At 59.9% G+C, this 18,329-nt stretch carries 30 protein-coding genes, 3 tRNA genes and 1 rRNA gene; all 34 read right to left on the bottom strand.

Annotation, left to right across the window (positions count from 1 at the left end; translation table 11 throughout):
* Positions 1-110: 110 nt before the first annotated feature.
* Positions 111-506, bottom strand: a complete 396-nt coding sequence (gene rplQ / locus HWX08_RS27975; RefSeq protein WP_006477175.1) for a 50S ribosomal protein L17 — start codon at positions 504-506, stop codon at positions 111-113.
* A 150-nt stretch (positions 507-656) separates the two neighbouring features.
* Complete coding sequence (locus tag HWX08_RS27970) at positions 657-1,634, bottom strand: DNA-directed RNA polymerase subunit alpha (protein WP_006477176.1); 978 nt, start codon at positions 1,632-1,634, stop codon at positions 657-659.
* Between the two features lie 124 nt (positions 1,635-1,758).
* Positions 1,759-2,382, bottom strand: coding sequence for a 30S ribosomal protein S4 (rpsD, locus tag HWX08_RS27965; protein ID WP_006477177.1), 624 nt, complete (start codon positions 2,380-2,382; stop codon positions 1,759-1,761).
* A 154-nt stretch (positions 2,383-2,536) separates the two neighbouring features.
* A complete protein-coding gene (gene rpsK, locus HWX08_RS27960) occupies positions 2,537-2,938 on the bottom strand; it encodes a 30S ribosomal protein S11 (RefSeq protein ID WP_004197937.1) in 402 nt (133 codons plus the stop codon).
* A 28-nt stretch (positions 2,939-2,966) separates the two neighbouring features.
* Positions 2,967-3,332, bottom strand: a complete 366-nt coding sequence (rpsM, locus tag HWX08_RS27955) for a 30S ribosomal protein S13 (protein WP_006477178.1) — start codon at positions 3,330-3,332, stop codon at positions 2,967-2,969.
* Positions 3,333-3,370: 38 nt separating this feature from the next.
* Complete coding sequence (rpmJ, locus tag HWX08_RS27950; protein WP_004199844.1) at positions 3,371-3,487, bottom strand: 50S ribosomal protein L36; 117 nt, start codon at positions 3,485-3,487, stop codon at positions 3,371-3,373.
* Between the two features lie 20 nt (positions 3,488-3,507).
* A complete protein-coding gene (gene infA, locus HWX08_RS27945; protein ID WP_004521905.1) occupies positions 3,508-3,726 on the bottom strand; it encodes a translation initiation factor IF-1 in 219 nt (72 codons plus the stop codon).
* Between the two features lie 7 nt (positions 3,727-3,733).
* Positions 3,734-5,083, bottom strand: a complete 1,350-nt coding sequence (secY, locus tag HWX08_RS27940) for a preprotein translocase subunit SecY (protein ID WP_006482915.1) — start codon at positions 5,081-5,083, stop codon at positions 3,734-3,736.
* Positions 5,084-5,125: 42 nt separating this feature from the next.
* Positions 5,126-5,560, bottom strand: coding sequence for a 50S ribosomal protein L15 (gene rplO / locus HWX08_RS27935; RefSeq protein WP_006477180.1), 435 nt, complete (start codon positions 5,558-5,560; stop codon positions 5,126-5,128).
* Between the two features lie 26 nt (positions 5,561-5,586).
* Positions 5,587-5,769, bottom strand: a complete 183-nt coding sequence (gene rpmD, locus HWX08_RS27930) for a 50S ribosomal protein L30 (RefSeq protein ID WP_006400644.1) — start codon at positions 5,767-5,769, stop codon at positions 5,587-5,589.
* Positions 5,770-5,784: 15 nt separating this feature from the next.
* A complete protein-coding gene (rpsE, locus tag HWX08_RS27925) occupies positions 5,785-6,303 on the bottom strand; it encodes a 30S ribosomal protein S5 (RefSeq protein WP_006482895.1) in 519 nt (172 codons plus the stop codon).
* A gap of 14 nt (positions 6,304-6,317) precedes the next feature.
* Positions 6,318-6,683: a 50S ribosomal protein L18 gene (gene rplR / locus HWX08_RS27920; protein ID WP_006477183.1), complete on the bottom strand. Its 366-nt coding sequence runs from the start codon at positions 6,681-6,683 to the stop codon at positions 6,318-6,320.
* A gap of 12 nt (positions 6,684-6,695) precedes the next feature.
* A complete protein-coding gene (gene rplF, locus HWX08_RS27915; RefSeq protein WP_069255532.1) occupies positions 6,696-7,226 on the bottom strand; it encodes a 50S ribosomal protein L6 in 531 nt (176 codons plus the stop codon).
* Between the two features lie 18 nt (positions 7,227-7,244).
* Positions 7,245-7,640, bottom strand: coding sequence for a 30S ribosomal protein S8 (gene rpsH, locus HWX08_RS27910; RefSeq protein WP_006477185.1), 396 nt, complete (start codon positions 7,638-7,640; stop codon positions 7,245-7,247).
* Positions 7,641-7,654: 14 nt separating this feature from the next.
* Positions 7,655-7,960, bottom strand: coding sequence for a 30S ribosomal protein S14 (gene rpsN / locus HWX08_RS27905; protein ID WP_006482884.1), 306 nt, complete (start codon positions 7,958-7,960; stop codon positions 7,655-7,657).
* Between the two features lie 7 nt (positions 7,961-7,967).
* The gene (rplE, locus tag HWX08_RS27900; RefSeq protein WP_006477186.1) at positions 7,968-8,507 is read right to left on the bottom strand and encodes a 50S ribosomal protein L5; all 540 of its coding nucleotides are present in this window, start codon (positions 8,505-8,507) and stop codon (positions 7,968-7,970) included.
* Positions 8,508-8,523: 16 nt separating this feature from the next.
* Complete coding sequence (rplX, locus tag HWX08_RS27895) at positions 8,524-8,832, bottom strand: 50S ribosomal protein L24 (protein ID WP_006477187.1); 309 nt, start codon at positions 8,830-8,832, stop codon at positions 8,524-8,526.
* Between the two features lie 9 nt (positions 8,833-8,841).
* Positions 8,842-9,210, bottom strand: a complete 369-nt coding sequence (rplN, locus tag HWX08_RS27890; protein WP_006482918.1) for a 50S ribosomal protein L14 — start codon at positions 9,208-9,210, stop codon at positions 8,842-8,844.
* A gap of 308 nt (positions 9,211-9,518) precedes the next feature.
* Entirely contained in the window at positions 9,519-9,791 is a 273-nt protein-coding gene (gene rpsQ / locus HWX08_RS27885) for a 30S ribosomal protein S17 (RefSeq protein WP_006477189.1), read from the bottom strand.
* Complete coding sequence (gene rpmC / locus HWX08_RS27880; protein WP_006400652.1) at positions 9,788-9,982, bottom strand: 50S ribosomal protein L29; 195 nt, start codon at positions 9,980-9,982, stop codon at positions 9,788-9,790. The genes rpsQ and rpmC overlap by 4 nt, the downstream gene beginning before the upstream one ends.
* A gap of 9 nt (positions 9,983-9,991) precedes the next feature.
* The gene (gene rplP / locus HWX08_RS27875) at positions 9,992-10,408 is read right to left on the bottom strand and encodes a 50S ribosomal protein L16 (RefSeq protein ID WP_006482873.1); all 417 of its coding nucleotides are present in this window, start codon (positions 10,406-10,408) and stop codon (positions 9,992-9,994) included.
* 2 nt (positions 10,409-10,410) lie between these two features.
* Positions 10,411-11,211, bottom strand: coding sequence for a 30S ribosomal protein S3 (gene rpsC, locus HWX08_RS27870; RefSeq protein WP_006482899.1), 801 nt, complete (start codon positions 11,209-11,211; stop codon positions 10,411-10,413).
* Positions 11,212-11,222: 11 nt separating this feature from the next.
* Entirely contained in the window at positions 11,223-11,552 is a 330-nt protein-coding gene (gene rplV / locus HWX08_RS27865) for a 50S ribosomal protein L22 (RefSeq protein WP_004199272.1), read from the bottom strand.
* Between the two features lie 12 nt (positions 11,553-11,564).
* Complete coding sequence (gene rpsS / locus HWX08_RS27860) at positions 11,565-11,840, bottom strand: 30S ribosomal protein S19 (RefSeq protein ID WP_004199273.1); 276 nt, start codon at positions 11,838-11,840, stop codon at positions 11,565-11,567.
* Between the two features lie 10 nt (positions 11,841-11,850).
* On the bottom strand, positions 11,851-12,678 hold the full coding sequence (rplB, locus tag HWX08_RS27855; RefSeq protein ID WP_006482900.1) for a 50S ribosomal protein L2: 828 nt from the start codon (positions 12,676-12,678) through the stop codon (positions 11,851-11,853).
* Between the two features lie 2 nt (positions 12,679-12,680).
* Complete coding sequence (gene rplW, locus HWX08_RS27850) at positions 12,681-12,995, bottom strand: 50S ribosomal protein L23 (protein WP_004199275.1); 315 nt, start codon at positions 12,993-12,995, stop codon at positions 12,681-12,683.
* Positions 12,992-13,612 carry a 50S ribosomal protein L4 gene (rplD, locus tag HWX08_RS27845; protein ID WP_069255530.1) on the bottom strand — a complete coding sequence of 207 codons (621 nt, stop codon included), beginning with the start codon at positions 13,610-13,612 and terminating at the stop codon, positions 12,992-12,994. The genes rplW and rplD overlap by 4 nt, the downstream gene beginning before the upstream one ends.
* Positions 13,612-14,262, bottom strand: coding sequence for a 50S ribosomal protein L3 (gene rplC / locus HWX08_RS27840; RefSeq protein WP_006482922.1), 651 nt, complete (start codon positions 14,260-14,262; stop codon positions 13,612-13,614). Before rplC ends, rplD begins: the two co-directional genes overlap by 1 nt.
* 177 nt (positions 14,263-14,439) lie before the next feature.
* Positions 14,440-14,751, bottom strand: a complete 312-nt coding sequence (rpsJ, locus tag HWX08_RS27835; RefSeq protein WP_004199280.1) for a 30S ribosomal protein S10 — start codon at positions 14,749-14,751, stop codon at positions 14,440-14,442.
* A gap of 286 nt (positions 14,752-15,037) precedes the next feature.
* Positions 15,038-16,228 carry an elongation factor Tu gene (gene tuf / locus HWX08_RS27830; protein WP_011350666.1) on the bottom strand — a complete coding sequence of 397 codons (1,191 nt, stop codon included), beginning with the start codon at positions 16,226-16,228 and terminating at the stop codon, positions 15,038-15,040.
* A 67-nt stretch (positions 16,229-16,295) separates the two neighbouring features.
* Positions 16,296-16,370 (bottom strand) — tRNA-Thr (locus HWX08_RS27825).
* Positions 16,371-16,394: 24 nt separating this feature from the next.
* Positions 16,395-16,468: transfer RNA gene (locus HWX08_RS27820), tRNA-Gly, on the bottom strand.
* 44 nt (positions 16,469-16,512) lie between these two features.
* Positions 16,513-16,598 (bottom strand) — tRNA-Tyr (locus HWX08_RS27815).
* Positions 16,599-18,201: 1,603 nt separating this feature from the next.
* Positions 18,202-18,314, bottom strand: a 5S ribosomal RNA gene (rrf, locus tag HWX08_RS27810).
* Positions 18,315-18,329 lie beyond the last annotated feature (15 nt).

Below are 18,329 nucleotides of genomic sequence, written 5' to 3'. Positions count from 1 at the left end.
GCAACGCTGCCGGCGTCGTCCTGCGACAATCGATCGCAGCCGGCGCAGGACAAACAAAAAGGGCCAAGCAATTGCTCGGCCCTTTTCAGATCCTGCTACGTACGGGAAGCTTACTCAGCTTCTTGCACGTTTTCCGTTTCGTCGACTTCCGGACGATCGAGCAGTTCGACCAGTGCCATCGGTGCGTTGTCGCCGACGCGGAAGCCGAACTTCAGCACGCGCAGGTAGCCGCCCGGACGGTTCGCGAAACGCGGACCGAGCACGTCGAACAGCTTCGCCACCGAGTCACGATCGCGCAGGCGGTTGAACGCCAGGCGACGGTTTGCCAGCGACGGCTTCTTGCCGAGCGTGATCAGCGGCTCGACAACTTTACGGAGTTCCTTCGCCTTCGGCAGCGTCGTCTTGATGACTTCGTGCTCGATCAGCGAGTTGGACATGTTACGGAGCATAGCCAGACGGTGGCTGCTCGTGCGGTTCAGTTTCCGCAGACCATGACGATGGCGCATTTCAGTTTCCTTGATTCAAAGTTTTGATCCAGCTCTTCTATCGCACCTCGAACGGTGCACGGGCCGGTAACGAAAAAAAAGCAAGATGCGGATTTTAAAGGAAAATCCGCATCTTTGCCAACTCCAGCTACAGCGGTGCTACAAGCAGGCTTACTTGTCGAGACCAGCCGGCGGCCAGTTCTCGAGCTTCATGCCCAGCGTGAGACCGCGCGAAGCGAGCACTTCCTTGATCTCGTTGAGCGACTTGCGACCGAGGTTCGGCGTCTTCAGCAGCTCGTTTTCCGTGCGCTGGATCAGGTCGCCGATGTAGTAGATGTTCTCGGCCTTCAGGCAGTTCGCCGAACGAACCGTCAGCTCGAGATCGTCCACCGGACGCAGCAGGATCGGATCGATCTGCGGTGCACGCGACGGCGCTTCGGCTGCCGTTTCCGTGCCTTCCAGCGCCGCGAACACGGACAACTGGTCGACCAGGATGCGGGCCGATTGACGGATCGCTTCTTCCGGCGTGATCACGCCGCTCGTTTCGATGTTCATCACGAGCTTGTCGAGGTCGGTACGCTGCTCGACACGCGCGCTTTCAACAGCGTAGCTCACGCGGCGAACCGGCGAGAACGATGCGTCGAGCACGATGCGGCCGATGATCTTGGCCGTGTCTTCGCCGTAGCGACGGACGTTGCCGGGCACATAGCCGCGACCCTTCTCGATCTTGATCTGAACGTCGAGCTTGCCGCCCTTCGACAGATGCGCAATCACGTGATTCGGGTTGATGACTTCGCAGTCGTGGGCCAGCTCGATATCGCCGGCCGTGACAACACCTTCACCTTCCTTGCGCAGCGTAACCGTCACTTCGTCACGGTTATGCAGCTTGAACACCACGCCCTTCAGGTTCAGCAGCAGGTTGACGACGTCTTCCTGCACGCCATCCAGCGTCGAGTACTCGTGCACCACGCCCGCGATCGTCACTTCGGTCGGCGCGTAGCCAACCATCGACGACAGCAGCACGCGGCGAAGCGCATTGCCCAAGGTGTGGCCGTAACCGCGTTCGAACGGTTCCATGACCACCCTCGCGTGGTTCTCGCCCAGCGATTCCACGGCGATGATCTTGGGTTTCAGCAAACTGGTTTGCATGGGCTTTCCTTTTCAATACCCTCGGCTCGTTACACCGATAAGGCTGACCGGTAACAACCAGAAAATAAACAGCCGAGGCCCCTCCTTGCATGACGCAATCGGGATACCTCGGCCGTCAATCGGATTAACGCGAATACAATTCGACGATCAGGCTTTCGTTGATGTCGCCTGCGATTTCAGCGCGTTCCGGCATTTGCTTGAACGTGCCTTCGAACTTCTTCGCATCGACTGCAACCCAGCTCGGCATGCCGCCTTGCTCAGCCAGCGACAGCGCTTCGACGATACGCGCCTGCTTCTTCGCCTTTTCGCGGATCGCGACGACGTCACCTGCCTTCACTTGTTGCGACGGGACGTTCGCGACGACGCCGTTCACGGTGATCGACTTGTGGCTCACCAGCTGACGCGCTTCAGCGCGGGTCGAGCCGAAGCCCATGCGATACACGACGTTGTCGAGGCGCGACTCGAGCAGTTGCAGCAGGTTTTCACCCGTGTTGCCCTTGCGGCGGTCGGCTTCAGCGAAGTAGCGGCGGAACTGACGCTCCAGCACGCCGTAGATACGCTTGACCTTCTGCTTTTCGCGCAGCTGCGTACCGTAGTCGGACGTACGTGCGCCCGAGGTACGGCCGTGCTGACCCGGCTTGCTGTCGAGCTTGCACTTGTCGGCGAGCGAGCGGCGTGCGCTCTTCAGGAACAGGTCGGTGCCTTCACGGCGGGACAGCTTGGCTTTGGGGCCGATATAACGTGCCACTTTGCATTCCTTTATCAATCAGTCACGCGGATCGAAATCCGCGCTAGTCCGCTCCCTTTGGGGCGAACGGTGGGCTTAGTCAATCAAAAAAGCAACGCCCGTCGACGCTACGCGGCGACAGGCAATGCGCCAGCACGAACGTGCCAGCACATCTTTAGATACGACGACGCTTCGGCGGACGGCAGCCGTTGTGCGGAATCGGGGTGACGTCCGAAATCGCGGTGATCTTGATGCCGAGGCCGTGCAGTGCGCGCACTGCCGACTCGCGGCCCGGGCCCGGGCCCTTGATCCGCACTTCCAGATTCTTCACGCCGTATTCCATCGCGACGCGGCCAGCCGACTCGGCTGCGACCTGAGCAGCGAACGGCGTCGATTTGCGCGAGCCCTTGAAGCCCTGACCGCCCGACGTCGCCCATGCCAGAGCGTTGCCTTGGCGATCGGTGATCGTGATGATCGTGTTGTTGAACGACGCGTGAACGTGAACCACGCCTTCAGCGACGTTCTTCTTAACCTTCTTGCGAACGCGTTGCGCCGCGGTGTTCGAAGCCTTAGCCATTACGTTTTCCTGTAACTGTCAGTTCCGCTTACTTCTTCAGCGCTTGCGCTGCACGACGCGGACCCTTACGGGTACGTGCGTTCGTACGCGTACGCTGACCGCGCATCGGCAGGCCCTTGCGATGACGGACACCGCGGTAGCAACCGAGGTCCATCAGGCGCTTGATGTTCATCGTCACTTCACGGCGCAGATCGCCTTCGACGACAAACTTGCCCACTTCTTCACGCAGCTTTTCCAGGTCTGCGTCGGTCAAATCCTTGACCTTCTTCGAAAAATCGACGCCAGCTGCCACGCAGATGCTGCGCGAACGGGTGCGGCCGACACCGAAGATCGCCGTCAGGCCAATTTCGGTGTGCTGGTGATTCGGGATGTTAACCCCTGCGATACGAGCCATTGTTTTTCCTCAAACAAAAAGCGCAAACAAACGCGCGGTCAGCCTTGGCGCTGCTTGTGGCGCGGATCCGAGCTGCAGATCACGCGAACGACGCCTTTGCGCTTGATGATCTTGCAATTGCGGCAAATGCGCTTAACCGATGCCATCACTTTCATGATAATACCCTTTTTTCAAATCACTTCGCCCGGAACACGATCCGCGCACGAGACAGATCGTAAGGCGTCAATTCAACCGTCACCTTGTCGCCCGGCAGGATGCGGATGTAGTGCATCCGCATCTTTCCGGAAATATGCCCCAACACGACATGGCCGTTTTCCAGCTTCACGCGGAAGGTCGCATTCGGGAGGTTTTCAATCACCTCACCCTGCATCTGGATTACATCGTCTTTGGCCATAGTCCTTTCAACGCATCGGGATGTTGCCGCCCTTGAAGTTAGCCTTCTTGAGCAGCGACTCATACTGTTGCGACATAACGTACGACTGCACCTGCGCCATGAAGTCCATCGTGACGACGACAATGATCAGCAGCGACGTTCCACCAAAATAAAACGGCACGTTCCAGCGCAGCACCAGAAACTCCGGCAGCAGACACACGAAGACGATGTAGATCGCACCGGCCAGCGTCAGACGCGTGAGGATGCGGTCGATATATCGTGCGGTCTGATCGCCCGGACGGATGCCCGGAACAAACGCGCCGCTCTTCTTCAGGTTGTCCGCGGTTTCCCTGCTGTTGAACACCAGTGCGGTGTAGAAGAAGCAGAAAAACACGATTGCCAGCGTGTACAGCAGCACATAGACCGGCTGGCCCGGCTTAAGCGCTTCCGCTACGTTATGCAACGTATTGGAAATCCAGCTTCCCGTCGGCTGACCGGTACTGAACCAGCCGAGAATCGTTGCCGGGAACAGAATGATCGACGATGCAAAGATCGGCGGAATCACACCCGACATGTTCAGCTTCAGCGGCAGATGCGACGACTGCCCACCGTAGATCTTGTTGCCGACCTGGCGTTTCGCGTAGTTCACGAGGATCTTGCGCTGACCGCGTTCGATGAACACGACCAGGTAAGTCACCGCGGCAATCAGAACGACGATGATGATCGCCGAAATGATGCTCATCGAACCCGTACGCACCAGTTCGAACAACCCACCGACGGCGTTCGGGAACCCTGCTGCGATCCCGCCGAAGATGATGATCGAGATACCGTTGCCCAGACCACGCTCGGTAATCTGCTCGCCGAGCCACATCAGGAACATCGTGCCCGTCACCAGCGTCACGACCGTCGTCAGACGGAACAGCATGCCGGGATCGGTGACGAGGCCCGGCTGGTTTTCCAGCGCGGCCGCGATACCGAACGCCTGGAAGGTCGCGAGCACCACGGTGAAATACCGCGTGTACTGCGTGATCTTCCGTTGCCCAGCCTGCCCTTCCTTCTTCAGCGCCTCGAGCTGCGGCGAGACGATCGCCAGCAACTGCATGATGATCGACGCCGAGATGTACGGCATGATCCCCAGCGCAAAGATCGTGAAGCGGGAAAGCGCGCCACCCGAGAACATGTTGAACATGCCCAGGATGCCGCCCGCCTGGCTCTGGAACAGCTTAGCCAGTTGATCCGGATCGATGCCCGGCACGGGAATGTGCGCGCCGATGCGATAGACGATCAGCGCCAGGAGCAGGAACATCGCTCGCCGGCGCAGATCGCCGAATTTCGCCGTGCTTCGACCGGGTTTTGCAAGACTCGGGCTGTTAGCCAAGTACCTTCTCCGATGAATGCAAGTGACGACGCGCTACGCGTGTCACTCGGCGAACGAACCGCCAGCCGCTTCGATCGCAGCGCGCGCACCCTTGGTGGCACCGAGACCCTTCACGACGATCTTGCGCTTCAGTTCGCCCGTCGCGATGATCTTTGCGCTCTTCGTCAGCTCGCCGACCAGGCCGGCTTGCTTCAGTGCGAGCAGATCGATCTCGTCGACCGGCAGCTTCTCGAGGTCGCTCAGGCGCACTTCACCGACGAATTCCTTCGTCAGCGACGTGAAGCCGCGCTTCGGCAGACGACGTTGCAGCGGCATCTGACCGCCTTCGAAACCGACTTTGTGGAAGCCGCCCGAACGCGATTTCTGACCCTTGTGACCACGGCCAGCCGTCTTGCCGAGGCCCGAACCGATGCCACGGCCGACGCGACGCTTGGCGTGCTTGGCGCCAGCGGCCGGCTTCAGGTTATTCAATTCCATATCAACTCCTTGATCCGTAGGGCCGCTTACGCGATGACCTTAACGAGGTACGAGACCTTGTTGATCATGCCGCGGACCGCCGGCGTGTCCTGAAGCTCGCTGACCGAGTTGAGTCGGCGCAGGCCCAGGCCACGCACGGTCGCGCGGTGCGATTCGCGGGTCCCGATCAGGCTCTTAACGAGCTGAACCTTGACAGTTTTTTCAGACATGGTGACCACCCGGGCTTAGCCCAAAATTTCTTCGACGGACTTGCCGCGCTTCGCCGCGATGTCTGCCGGGGTGGACTGCTTGCGCAGACCGTCCAGCGTGGCGCGAACGAGGTTGTACGGGTTCGTCGAACCGTGGCTCTTCGCCACAACGTTCTGAACGCCCATCACGTCGAACACTGCGCGCATCGGGCCGCCGGCGATCACGCCCGTACCTGCCTTCGCCGGAGCGAGGAGGACAGCCGACGCGCCATGCTTGCCGTGCACTTCGTGTTGCAGCGTGCCGTTCTTGAGCGGCACCTTGAACATGTTGCGGCGAGCTTGTTCCATTGCCTTCTGGACAGCGACCGGCACTTCCTTCGCCTTGCCCTTGCCCATACCGATGCGGCCATCGCCGTCGCCAACCACGGTCAGTGCGGCGAAGCCGAGAATACGGCCACCCTTCACGACCTTGGTCACGCGGTTGACCGAAATCATCTTTTCGCGAAGGCCGTCGTCGCGCTCGTCAGCCTGAACTTTCGCTTGCATCTTTGCCATGACGAATTCCTTCCTTAGAACTTGAGCCCAGCTTCGCGAGCTGCCTCAGCCAGCGCCTTGACGCGGCCGTGGTAGCGGAAGCCCGAGCGATCGAAGGCGACGGATTCGATGCCGGCGGCCTTGGCCTTCTCGGCAATACGCTTGCCGATCAGCGTCGCAGCATTAACGTTGCCACCCTTGCCCGACTTGTCGGCGAGCTCGGCGCGCACTTCAGCTTCGAGCGTCGACGCGCTGGCGAGCACCTTGGTGCCGCACGGCGAGAACACTTGAGCGTAGATGTGCGTGTTCGTGCGATGCACGGCGAGACGCGCGACCTGCAGCTCAGCGATCTTGATACGCGTCTGGCGAGCGCGGCGCAGGCGAGATTGAGTCTTATCCATGATTGCGCACCCTTACTTCTTCTTCGTTTCTTTGAGGATCACAACCTCGTCGGAATAGCGCACGCCCTTGCCCTTGTAGGGCTCCGGCGGACGGTAACCGCGAACTTCCGCAGCTACTTGACCGACTTGTTGCTTGTTGATCCCCTTGATCACGATTTCGGTTTGCGTCGGGGTTTCTGCCTTGACGCCTTCCGGCATCTGGTGCACCACCGGGTGCGAGAAACCCAGCGACAGGTTCAGCTTGTCGCCTTGCGCTTGCGCACGATAACCGACGCCAACCAGCGTCAGCTTGCGCTCGAAACCCTTGGTCACGCCGTGCACGGCATTCGCGATGATCGCGCGCATCGTGCCCGACAGTGCATTTGCTTCGCGGCTTTCGTCCACCGGCGACAGGTTCAGCGTGCCGTCGTTGTTCGCCACGTTCACGAGCGGATTGACCGCTTGCGTGATGGTGCCCAGCGGACCCTTGACGGTAATCGTACCGTCGGCCAGCTTGACTTCCGCGCCTTGCAGCGCGATCGGGCTCTTACCTACTCGAGACATGTTTCTCTCTCCTCGGCTTTAAGCGACGTAGCAGATGACTTCGCCGCCGACGCCGGTAGCGCGCGCCTTGCGGTCGGTCATCACGCCCTTCGGCGTCGACACGATTGCCACACCGAGGCCGTTCATGACCTGCGGAATGTCGTTACGGCCACGGTACACGCGCAGACCAGGCTTCGACACGCGCTCGAGGCGTTCGATGACCGGGCGGCCCGCGTAGTACTTCAGCGCGATATTCAGTTCGGACTTCGCACCTTCCGCCTTGACGGCGAAATCGTCGATGTAACCTTCGTCCTTCAGGACTTGCGCGATTGCAACCTTGACCTTCGACGAGGGCATCGCAACCGATACCTTCTCGACCATCTGCGCGTTGCGGATGCGAGTCAGCATATCGGCGATAGGATCACTCATGCTCATTTACGTTTCTCCTATTACCAGCTCGCCTTGGTCAGGCCAGGAATCTCGCCACGGAATGCGATTTCACGAATCTTGTTACGCGCGAGGCCGAATTTGCGGAACGTGCCACGCGGACGGCCCGTGATCGCGCAGCGGTTACGCTGGCGGGTCGGGTTTGCGTTGCGGGGCAGTTGCTGCAGCTCCAGGCGTGCTTCGTAGCGCTCTTCTTCCGACTTGCTTTGGTCTTCGACGATCGCCTTCAGCGCTTCGCGCTTTGCTGCGAACTTCGCGACCAGGCGGGCGCGCTTCTTTTCACGTTCGATCAGTGCCAGTTTAGCCACGGTAACCTCAGTTTCTGAACGGGAACTTGAAGCTGGCGAGCAGAGCCTTTGCTTCGTCGTCGGTCTTCGCAGTGGTCGTGATGCTGATGTTCAGCCCACGCAGTGCGTCGATCTTGTCGTAGTCGATTTCGGGGAAAATGATCTGCTCTTTCACACCGATGTTGTAGTTGCCACGGCCATCGAAAGCACGACCCGACACGCCGCGGAAGTCACGCACGCGGGGCAGGGCAACCGTCACGAAACGGTCGAGGAATTCGTACATCGCCTGGCCACGCAGCGTCACCATCGCGCCGATCGGGTAACCCTGGCGGATCTTGAAGCCTGCGATTGCCTTGCGAGCCTTCGTGACGACCGGCTTCTGGCCGGCGATCTTCGTGAGGTCGCCAACGGCGTTCTCGATGATCTTCTTGTCAGCGATCGCTTCGCCAAGACCCATGTTCAGCGTGATCTTGGTGATGCGCGGCACTTCCATGACCGACTTGTAACCGAACTTCTCGATCAGGCCGGGCACAACCTTTTCTTTGTAAAACTCTTGAAAACGAGCCATTTTTTACTCCGCTGCGTCAGGCGCTCAGTACGGCACCGGTCGTTTTCAGGAAGCGAACCTTCTTGCCTTCCTCGACCTTGATGCCAACACGCGACGCCTTGCCATTCGCGTCGACCAGTGCGACGTTCGAAATATGCAGGGGCATCGTCTTCGCTTCCACGCCGCCCGTCGTACCCTTCATCGGGTTCGGCTTCACATGCTTCTTGACGAGGTTGATACCTTCAACCGTCACATGTTCTGCACCGACAGCCAGCACGACGCCGCGCTTGCCCTTGTCTTTGCCAGTGACGACGATGACTTCGTCACCTTTGCGAATCTTGTTCATCGCGACTCCTTACAGCACTTCCGGCGCCAGCGAAACGATCTTCATGAATCGTTCGCTACGCAGCTCACGCGTAACCGGCCCGAAGATACGGGTGCCGATCGGCTCGAGCTTGTTATTCAAAAGCACAGCGGCGTTGCCGTCGAACTTGATCAGCGAGCCGTCTTGACGGCGCACGCCCTTGGCGGTGCGGACCACCACGGCGTTGTAAATTTCGCCTTTCTTCACGCGCCCGCGCGGCGTTGCCTCTTTGACGCTCACCTTGATGATGTCGCCAATGCCGGCATAACGACGCTTCGAGCCGCCGAGCACCTTGATGCACAGGACTTCACGTGCACCCGTGTTGTCGGCTACTTCGAGCCGAGATTCGGTCTGGATCATGGTTTGTCTTTCCCAACTTAATCCGGATGCACCACCATGATGCATTCGGTCAGTCTTGGTCCCGTCAGCCAATCGGCTGCTTGGGTTGGAACAGCAGCGACGGCAAACGAAACCCGCCATCGCAATTCGGTGAATCTTTCGGACAGGCAGGCGCCAGTCCGCTTCCCCCACCAACTTCGCCCGCGACGGGGCTCCCATAAAGAGGGAAGACCGGGATTATAACAAATAATCCCGGTCACGCAAGCAAAAACTTTGCGATTTCAAGCACTTCGTGGAGAAGTGCCTGTTACTGCCTACTGCACTGCCGCTTAGATGACGCGAGCGGCTTCGACGAGGCGCGACACCGTCCAGGCCTTCGTCTTCGAAACAGGACGCGTTTCCTGGATTTCGACGAGATCGCCTTCGTTGTAGGTGTTCGCTTCATCGTGCGCGTGGTACTTCTTCGAGCGCACGACATACTTGCCGTAGATCGGATGCTTGACGCGGTGCTCGATCAGCACGGTGACGGTCTTGTCCATCTTGTTGCTGACGACCCGACCGACCAGCGTCCGCTTCAGCGAGGTTTTCACGCTATCGTTCATTTCTGGTTCGCCTTCTGAGTCATGACGGTCCGCACACGTGCGATGTCGCGACGAACCTTCTTCAGCTGGCTCGTGTTCGTGAGCTGCTGGGTCGCGAGTTGCATGCGCAGGCCGAATTGCGCCTTCAGCAGGTCCGCCAGCTCCTTGTTGAGCGCGGCCTGGTCTTTCTGGAGAAGTTCGGAAGCCTTCATGTTTTCTCCTTAGGCGCCGAGCTGGCGCACGATGAATGCCGTCTTCAGCGGCAGCTTGGCTGCAGCCAGACGGAACGCTTCGCGTGCCAGTTCTTCGGTTACGCCGTCCATTTCATAGAGCATCTTGCCCGGCTGAATCTCGGCGACGTAGTACTCCGGGTTACCCTTACCGTTACCCATACGCACTTCCGCCGGCTTCTGCGAAATCGGCTTGTCCGGGAAGATCCGGATCCAGATGCGGCCGCCACGCTTGATGTGACGCGTCATTGCACGACGCGCCGCTTCAATCTGACGTGCGGTCAGGCGACCGCGACCGATAGCCTTCAGGCCGAATTCACCGAACGACACTGCGTTGCCGCGCGTCGCCTTGCCGGTGTTACGACCCTTCTGCTCTTTACGATACTTTCTGCGTTTCGGTTGCAGCATCGTTATTCTCCAGTCTTGCCGTCTTCGGGCTTGCCGGCGCCGCGGCGCGGTGCGCCACGACGAGCACCCGGAGCGCCGCCTTCGCCGTCACGGCGCGGACGACGGTCGCCCGGACGCGCATTGCGACGCGGACGCTTGTCTTCGGCTACTTCTTCCACCACCGGTGCGTCGTTGCGGCCGAGCGTATCGCCCTTGTAGACCCACACCTTGACGCCGATGATCCCGTAAGTCGTCTTCGCTTCCGAGGTCGCGTAGTCGATATCAGCACGCAGCGTGTGAAGGGGCACGCGACCTTCGCGATACCACTCCGTACGAGCGATTTCGATACCGTTCAGACGGCCTGCGCTCATGATCTTGATGCCCTGGGCACCCAGACGCATCGCGTTCTGCATCGCACGCTTCATCGCGCGACGGAACATGATCCGGCGCTCGAGCTGTTGCGTGATCGAGTCAGCGATCAGCTGAGCATCGGTTTCCGGCTTGCGGATTTCTTCGATGTTGACGTGAACCGGAACGCCCATGCGGCGTTGCAGTTCCGTCTTCAGCTGCTCGATATCCTCGCCCTTCTTGCCGATGACCACACCCGGACGCGAGCTGTAAATCGTGATGCGCGCGTTCTTGGCCGGACGCTCGATGACGACCCGACCGACCGAAGCGTTCTTCAGCTTCTTCTTCAGGTACTCACGAACACCGATGTCTTCCTGCAGCATCGCCGCGAAATTGTTGTTGTTCGCGTACCAACGCGAAGCCCAATTGCGGCTGACAGCCAGGCGGAAGCCAGTCGGATGAATTTTCTGTCCCATCGTATGGCTCCTTAATTCCCGACCGTCACAGTGATGTGACAGGATTGCTTCTCGATGCGGTTACCGCGGCCCTTGGCGCGCGCGGTGAAACGCTTGAGCGATGCAGCCTTGTCGACGTAGATGCTCTTGATCTTGAGCTCGTCGATATCGGCGCCTTCGTTGTGCTCCGCATTCGCGATTGCCGACAGCACAACCTTCTTCACGATGCCAGCCGCCTTCTTCGGCGAGAACGTCAGAACGTTCAGCGCCTTGTCGACCGGCAAACCGCGGATCTGGTCAGCCACAAGGCGCGTTTTTTGCGCCGAGATGCGGGCACCGCGATGAATTGCTTTCACTTCCATCTTGATTGCCCCTTATTTCTTGGCCTTCTTGTCGGCTGCGTGACCCTTGAACGTACGGGTCAGTGCGAACTCGCCAAGCTTGTGGCCGACCATGTTTTCCGAGATGTACACCGGAACGTGTTGACGGCCGTTGTGAACAGCGATCGTCAGGCCGATGAAATCCGGCAGAATCGTCGAGCGACGCGACCAGGTCTTGATCGGCTTTTTGTCGCGCGAAGCTGCAGCCGCCTCAACTTTCTTCAGCAAATGGGCGTCGCAGAACGGACCTTTTTTTACAGAACGTGCCATTGCCTACTCCTTAACGCTTGTGACGGCGCTGGACGATCATCGTCGTCGTGCGCTTGTTGCTACGGGTGCGATAACCCTTAGCCGGCGTACCCCACGGGCTGACCGGATCGCGACCTGCAGCCGTCTTGCCCTCACCACCACCGTGCGGGTGATCAACCGGGTTCATCGCAACGCCACGCACCGTCGGGCGGATACCGCGCCAGCGGTTCGCGCCAGCCTTGCCGATCTGGCGCAGGCTATGCTCTTCGTTGCCGACTTCACCGATCGTTGCACGGCACTCGATGTGCACGCGGCGGATTTCGCCCGAACGCAGACGAACCTGCGCGTAGACGCCTTCACGTGCGAGCAGCATGGCCGACGTACCTGCCGAACGCGCCATTTGCGCGCCCTTGCCCGGCAGCATCTCGATGCAGTGGATCGTCGTACCGACCGGAATGTTGCGGATCGGCAGCGTGTTGCCTGCGCGGATCGGCGCTTCCGAACCCGACATCAGCTGTTGGCCGACCGTCAGGCCCTTCGGGGCGATGATGTAGCGACGCTCGCCGTCTGCGTAGAGCACCAGCGCGATGTTCGCGCTACGGTTCGGGTCGTACTCGAGACGCTCGACCTTTGCCGGGATGCCATCCTTCGTGCGACGGAAATCGACGATACGATAGTGCTGCTTGTGACCACCACCCTTGTGACGCGTGGTGATACGACCGTTGTTGTTACGGCCGGCGGTCGAGCTCTGCGAGTCGAGCAGTGCCGCGAACGGCTTGCCCTGGTGCAGATTCTTGTTGACCACCTTGACCATCGCGCGGCGACCCGGCGACGTCGGCTTAACTTTAACGATTGCCATGATTACTTGGCCTCCGCTTCAAAGTTGATTTCCTGGCCGGGCTTCAGGCAGACGTACGCCTTCTTCACGTCCTTGCGGCGGCCCATCGAACGGCCAAAGCGCTTCTGCTTGCCCTTCTGAACCAGCACGTTGACGGAATCAACTTCAACCTTGAACAGCAGCTCGACAGCCGCCTTCACTTCCTGCTTCGTGGCATCCGGTGCGACTTCGAACACGACTTGCTCGTTCTTGTCGGCAACCAGCGTCGCCTTTTCCGAGATCACCGGTGCGAGCAGGACCTGCATCAAACGATGATCGTTCTTGCGAATCTCGCTCATGACAGCAACTCCTCGATCTGGGCGACCGCAGCCTTCGTGACCAGCACTTTCTTGAAGTAGATCAGCGACAGCGGGTCAGCGTAGCGCGGCTCGACAATCGCCACGTGCGGCAGGTTGCGCGATGCCAGGTACAGGTTCTCGTCGACCGTATCCGTGATGATCAGGACGGAGTCGAGACCCATGGTCTTGAATTTTTCGGCCAGCAGCTTGGTCTTCGGCGCTTCGAGAACGATGTCCTCGACGACCGACAGACGGCCTTCACGGGCCAGCTGCGAGAAGATCGAGCAGAGACCTGCGCGATGCATCTTCTTGTTGACCTTGTGCGAGAAGTTTTCTTCCGGCGAATTCGGGAAGATACGACCACCGCCACGCCACAACGGGCTCGACGACATACCGGCACGAGCGCGGCCCGTACCCTTCTGGCGCCACGGCTTCTTCGTCGTGTGCTTGACTTGCTCGCGGTCCTTCTGTGCGCGGTTACCCTGGCGAGCATTCGCCTGGTAAGCGACGACGACCTGGTGGATCAGCGCTTCGTTGTAGTCACGACCGAACACGACGTCCGATGCGTTGACCACTGCACCTTCCTGACCATTTTCGTTCAGGAGCTTGAGTTCCATTATTTCGCCCCCTTGGTCTTGACGGCCGGCGTCACGAAGACCTTGCCGCCCTTCGCGCCCGGAATCGCACCCTTCACGAGCAGCAGCTTGCGCTCTGCGTCGATACGGGCGATTTCGAGGTTCTGCACCGTCACCGTCACGTCACCCATGTGACCCGTCATGCGTTTACCCGGGAAAACACGACCCGGATCCTGCGCCATACCGATCGAGCCCGGCACGTTGTGCGAGCGCGAGTTACCGTGCGTGGCACGGCCGGAGGAGAAGTTGTAACGCTTGATCGTACCGGCGTAGCCCTTACCGATCGACACGCCTTGCACGTCGACCTTCTGGCCCACTTCGAAAAGATCGGCACCGACCACGGCGCCATTCGACAGCTCGGCTGCCTTGGCCGCGTCAATGCGGAATTCCTTGAGGATTTCACCGGCTTCGACACCGGCTTTGGCGAGATGACCTGCCAGCGGCTTCGTCACGCGCGAGGCACGACGGGAGCCGAATGCAACCTGCACGGCCGTGTAGCCGTCGGTTTCAACAGTCTTGATCTGCGTCACGCGGTTGTCCGACACGTCCAGCACGGTGACGGGAATCGAATCCCCTTCAGCCGTGAAGATACGGGTCATGCCAACCTTGCGACCTACGAGTCCAAGGCTCATCATTTTCTCCATTCCCGACTGCGATTGGTCGGGGCTGATTTACAAAATGCCGGGCACGCAAGGCCCAACTTTTTTACGCGAATACGCGAAAAGCCAAGCAGTATAGCCCGACTTCTCGATTTTCGCAAGCAATCAAAGACTTAGCGCCGCCCGGCAAGCCGATCGGCGCTGGAAGCCTTACTGCAGCTTGATTTCCACGTCGACGCCAGCCGGCAGATCGAGCTTCATCAGCGCGTCGACGGTCTTGTCCGTCGGGTCGACGATGTCCATCAGGCGCTGGTGGGTACGGATTTCGAGCTGATCGCGCGACGTCTTGTTGACGTGCGGCGAACGCAGGATGTCAAAACGCTGAATGCGCGTCGGCAGCGGCACCGGGCCACGGACGATTGCGCCAGTCCGCTTCGCGGTATCGACGATTTCGGCAGCCGATTGATCGATCAGACGATAGTCGAAAGCCTTCAGGCGAATGCGGATTTTCTGTTGCTGCATGACGATTCCTTGAAAAGAGCGAGGCGATGTTGCATCGCCGGACACTAAAAGAACGCGAAACATGACACCTGCGGGGCGCGAAGCATCAGGTTCCGAACGGCACTTCCACTGCTAAGCCCGCGATTCTACACGAAAAATCGCGGCGGTGGCGTGCGTTTTTCGATGCAGCGATCGGGACGCCACAAAGAAAAACCGGGTGCCAGAACAAACTGGACACCCGGTTTCGACGGTGCAACCGCGCACCGCGGGAATCGCGGACCCCGTCGGGATCCGCGGATCGCCGATATTACTCGATGATCTTGGCGACGACGCCGGCGCCGACCGTACGGCCGCCTTCGCGGATTGCGAAGCGCAGACCTTCTTCCATCGCGATCGGAGCGATCAGCTTCACCGTGATCGACACGTTGTCGCCCGGCATCACCATTTCCTTGTCCTTCGGCAGCTCGATCGAGCCCGTCACGTCCGTCGTACGGAAGTAGAACTGCGGACGGTAGTTGTTGAAGAACGGCGTGTGACGGCCGCCTTCGTCCTTGCTCAGCACGTACACTTCAGCCGTGAAGTGCGTGTGCGGCGTGATCGAACCCGGCTTCGCCAGAACCTGGCCACGCTCCACGTCTTCACGCTTCGTGCCGCGCAGCAGGATACCGACGTTGTCGCCTGCCTGACCTTGGTCCAGCAGCTTGCGGAACATTTCAACGCCCGTGCAGGTCGTCTTCACCGTCGGCTTGATACCGACGATTTCGATTTCCTCGCCGACCTTCACGATGCCGCGCTCGACACGACCCGTCACCACCGTACCACGGCCCGAGATCGAGAACACGTCTTCCACCGGCATCAGGAACGCACCATCAACCGCGCGCTCCGGCGTCGGGATGTACGTGTCCAGCGCGTCTGCCAGGCTCATGATCGCCACTTCGCCCAGCTCGCCCGTGTCGCCTTCCAGCGCCAGCTTGGCCGAACCCTTCACGATCGGCGTGTCGTCGCCCGGGAAGTCGTACTTCGACAGGAGTTCGCGAACTTCCATCTCGACCAGCTCGAGCAGTTCCGCGTCGTCCACCATGTCGCACTTGTTCAGGAACACGATGATGTACGGAACGCCAACCTGACGCGCCAGCAGGATGTGCTCACGCGTTTGCGGCATCGGGCCGTCTGCTGCCGAGCAAACCAGGATCGCGCCGTCCATCTGCGCCGCGCCCGTGATCATGTTCTTCACATAGTCAGCGTGGCCCGGGCAGTCGACGTGTGCGTAGTGGCGGTTAGCCGTTTCGTACTCGACGTGTGCCGTGTTGATCGTGATGCCGCGCGCCTTTTCTTCCGGTGCCGCGTCGATCTGGTCGTACGCCTTCGCTTCGCCGCCGAACTTCTTCGTCAGAACCGTCGTGATCGCTGCCGTCAGCGTCGTCTTGCCGTGGTCAACGTGACCAATCGTACCAACGTTCACGTGCGGCTTGGTCCGCTCAAATTTACCCTTGGCCATTTTCCACTCCCAAAAGGAATTTCACAGGTTGCGCCGCGCGCAAACAAGACACTGACTTTTTTACTGCTGGTGCCCATGGGCAGGATCGAACTGCCGACCTCTCCCTTACCAAGGGAGTGCTCTACCACTGAGCCACATGGGCGCTTTACGCTTCAACTTCGCGGTCTGGAGCGGGTGAAGGGAATCGAACCCTCGTCGTAAGCTTGGAAGGCTTCTGCTCTACCATTGAGCTACACCCGCACGGGCCACAAACGATTCCTTACCACTCACTGCGCCGGTAATCTTGGTGGAGGAGGTTGGATTCGAACCAACGTAGGCGTAAGCCAACAGATTTACAGTCTGCCCCCTTTAGCCACTCGGGCACCCCTCCGTAGAGAACTGACGATTATGGGGGTGCATCGCACATCTGTCAAGCAAATCCGGAAGATTATTTTCACTCTCTTCCGACGCCTCGCTTGACCACCGATCTCCCGCGCTTGCCCGGCTAAGGCCAGCATGGTTGCTACCGATCGGTGCCACATCTTCGTCAGACTTCGCCCTCAACGTCGATCTGCATCCACGCTGAAAACGAAAGACCGCCATCATACGACCTCTTGAGCGCCCTGCCAAGCGGGTAGATGCAAAATTTCCGCAAATTTCGTGCCGGGCAGATTCGTTGATCGGTTTTCGGTAGTTTTCGGCGCCATTCCGGGTGCCCGGAGCCGCTTGATTCGCCCCGCCGGCGGGATGGGTGCGAGATTGGGCCTGTGAGCGTTTGCGGCAGCTCTCTCGGGCCTTTGGGCCCCAAGGCATTTAACGAGAAAGCACGGTGCGGCGCCGGTCTTTGCAGACCTCAACGGAAGGCGCGGTTCTATCGGGGTCTCTCGAACCTTAGCCGGGTCGGGCTCTCCCGTGCCCGCGGTAGCCCTCTGATGGCCATCGTGGCATCAACCGCCCGGGCACCCGTATCGCCGGATGCCTGGCTTCGCTCGAACACGGTCGTCAGGGTTTCGCCAACAGGTCCCGGCTAGCATGTGCCGAGGACGCCTGGCGGTGACCTCAGCGCTCGGCGTCGCGACATTCACCGCACGAGATCCGTGCCAAGCGCTCGTGCCAGCCGGAGCGCAGCGTCCGACCTTCAACGTCCAGCGCTCGCTATCCGGCGCGGCGCGTGTGATTCGAGATCCATCCACCAGCTTTCGATCGGCGATTGCGCTGCGCCAGACGATCGGAGGACTGGACTCTACGGGCTAAGAGACGAAGCCCCTGCTCGACAAAAGGACCGCCGCAGTATTTCCGATGCCATCAGACCAACGAGCTCAACGTGACGCGATTCGTGCCAAGCGCAGCGCGCTCCCATGCAGCAAGCGCTCTCGCTTCCTCACGGTCATCGATTTCAGGGAGGAAGCGGTGGGTTGAGCCCGAAAAATCCGGATGGCCACACGAAGCAATCTGAACGCAGGCCGCCTCGCAATCTCGATCGGCCGCCACGGTTCAGCGCTTGCGATTGGGCCGCGCCAAACGCGGGATAGGCCCGGCTCATGGCCTAGGTCATGTTGACTGCGCGTGTCGTGACCGAGACTGCGGCGCGAAAGAGCTGTTTTGATCTTTGGCCGAGAATGAGCGCGATACGTCGACGAACGGAACACGTTAGCCGGCAATCGGCCGTTGGCGAACTCCCTTTCGGTTCGCGACCGGCGATATTCAAATCTGCGATGAGGGGTGGATGAGCCACTGTTCGGCCCAGTTGCGCTCGCGGCGAGGAGCAGATAGGGAGAGTTTGCGTGGCGGGTCTCGGTCGGCGTCGCTCGTTGGCGCGGGGCTAGCTCGCCCGGTCTTCGCGACTTTCGCGTCAGTCGATGCAAGCGACAAGAATCGATACGCCGTTTCCGGCTTGAGCTGCGACCAGGCTATTCGTCCCGATCGCGCATGCATTTCCGCCGCACCAATGCAAAAACCCCCGCCTGTTCGAGCGGGGGTTTCTGGCTTAGGGAGCCTGACGATTACCTACTTTCACACGGGAATCCGCACTATCATCGGCGTAGAGTCGTTTCACGGTCCTGTTCGGGATGGGAAGGGGTGGGACCGACTCGCTATGGTCATCAGGCAAAGAGGGTTGTTG

It is taken from the genome of Burkholderia metallica, from assembly GCF_902832845.1.
GTDB lineage: Bacteria > Pseudomonadota > Gammaproteobacteria > Burkholderiales > Burkholderiaceae > Burkholderia > Burkholderia metallica.
This window is presented reverse-complemented; position numbering and strand designations above follow the sequence as displayed.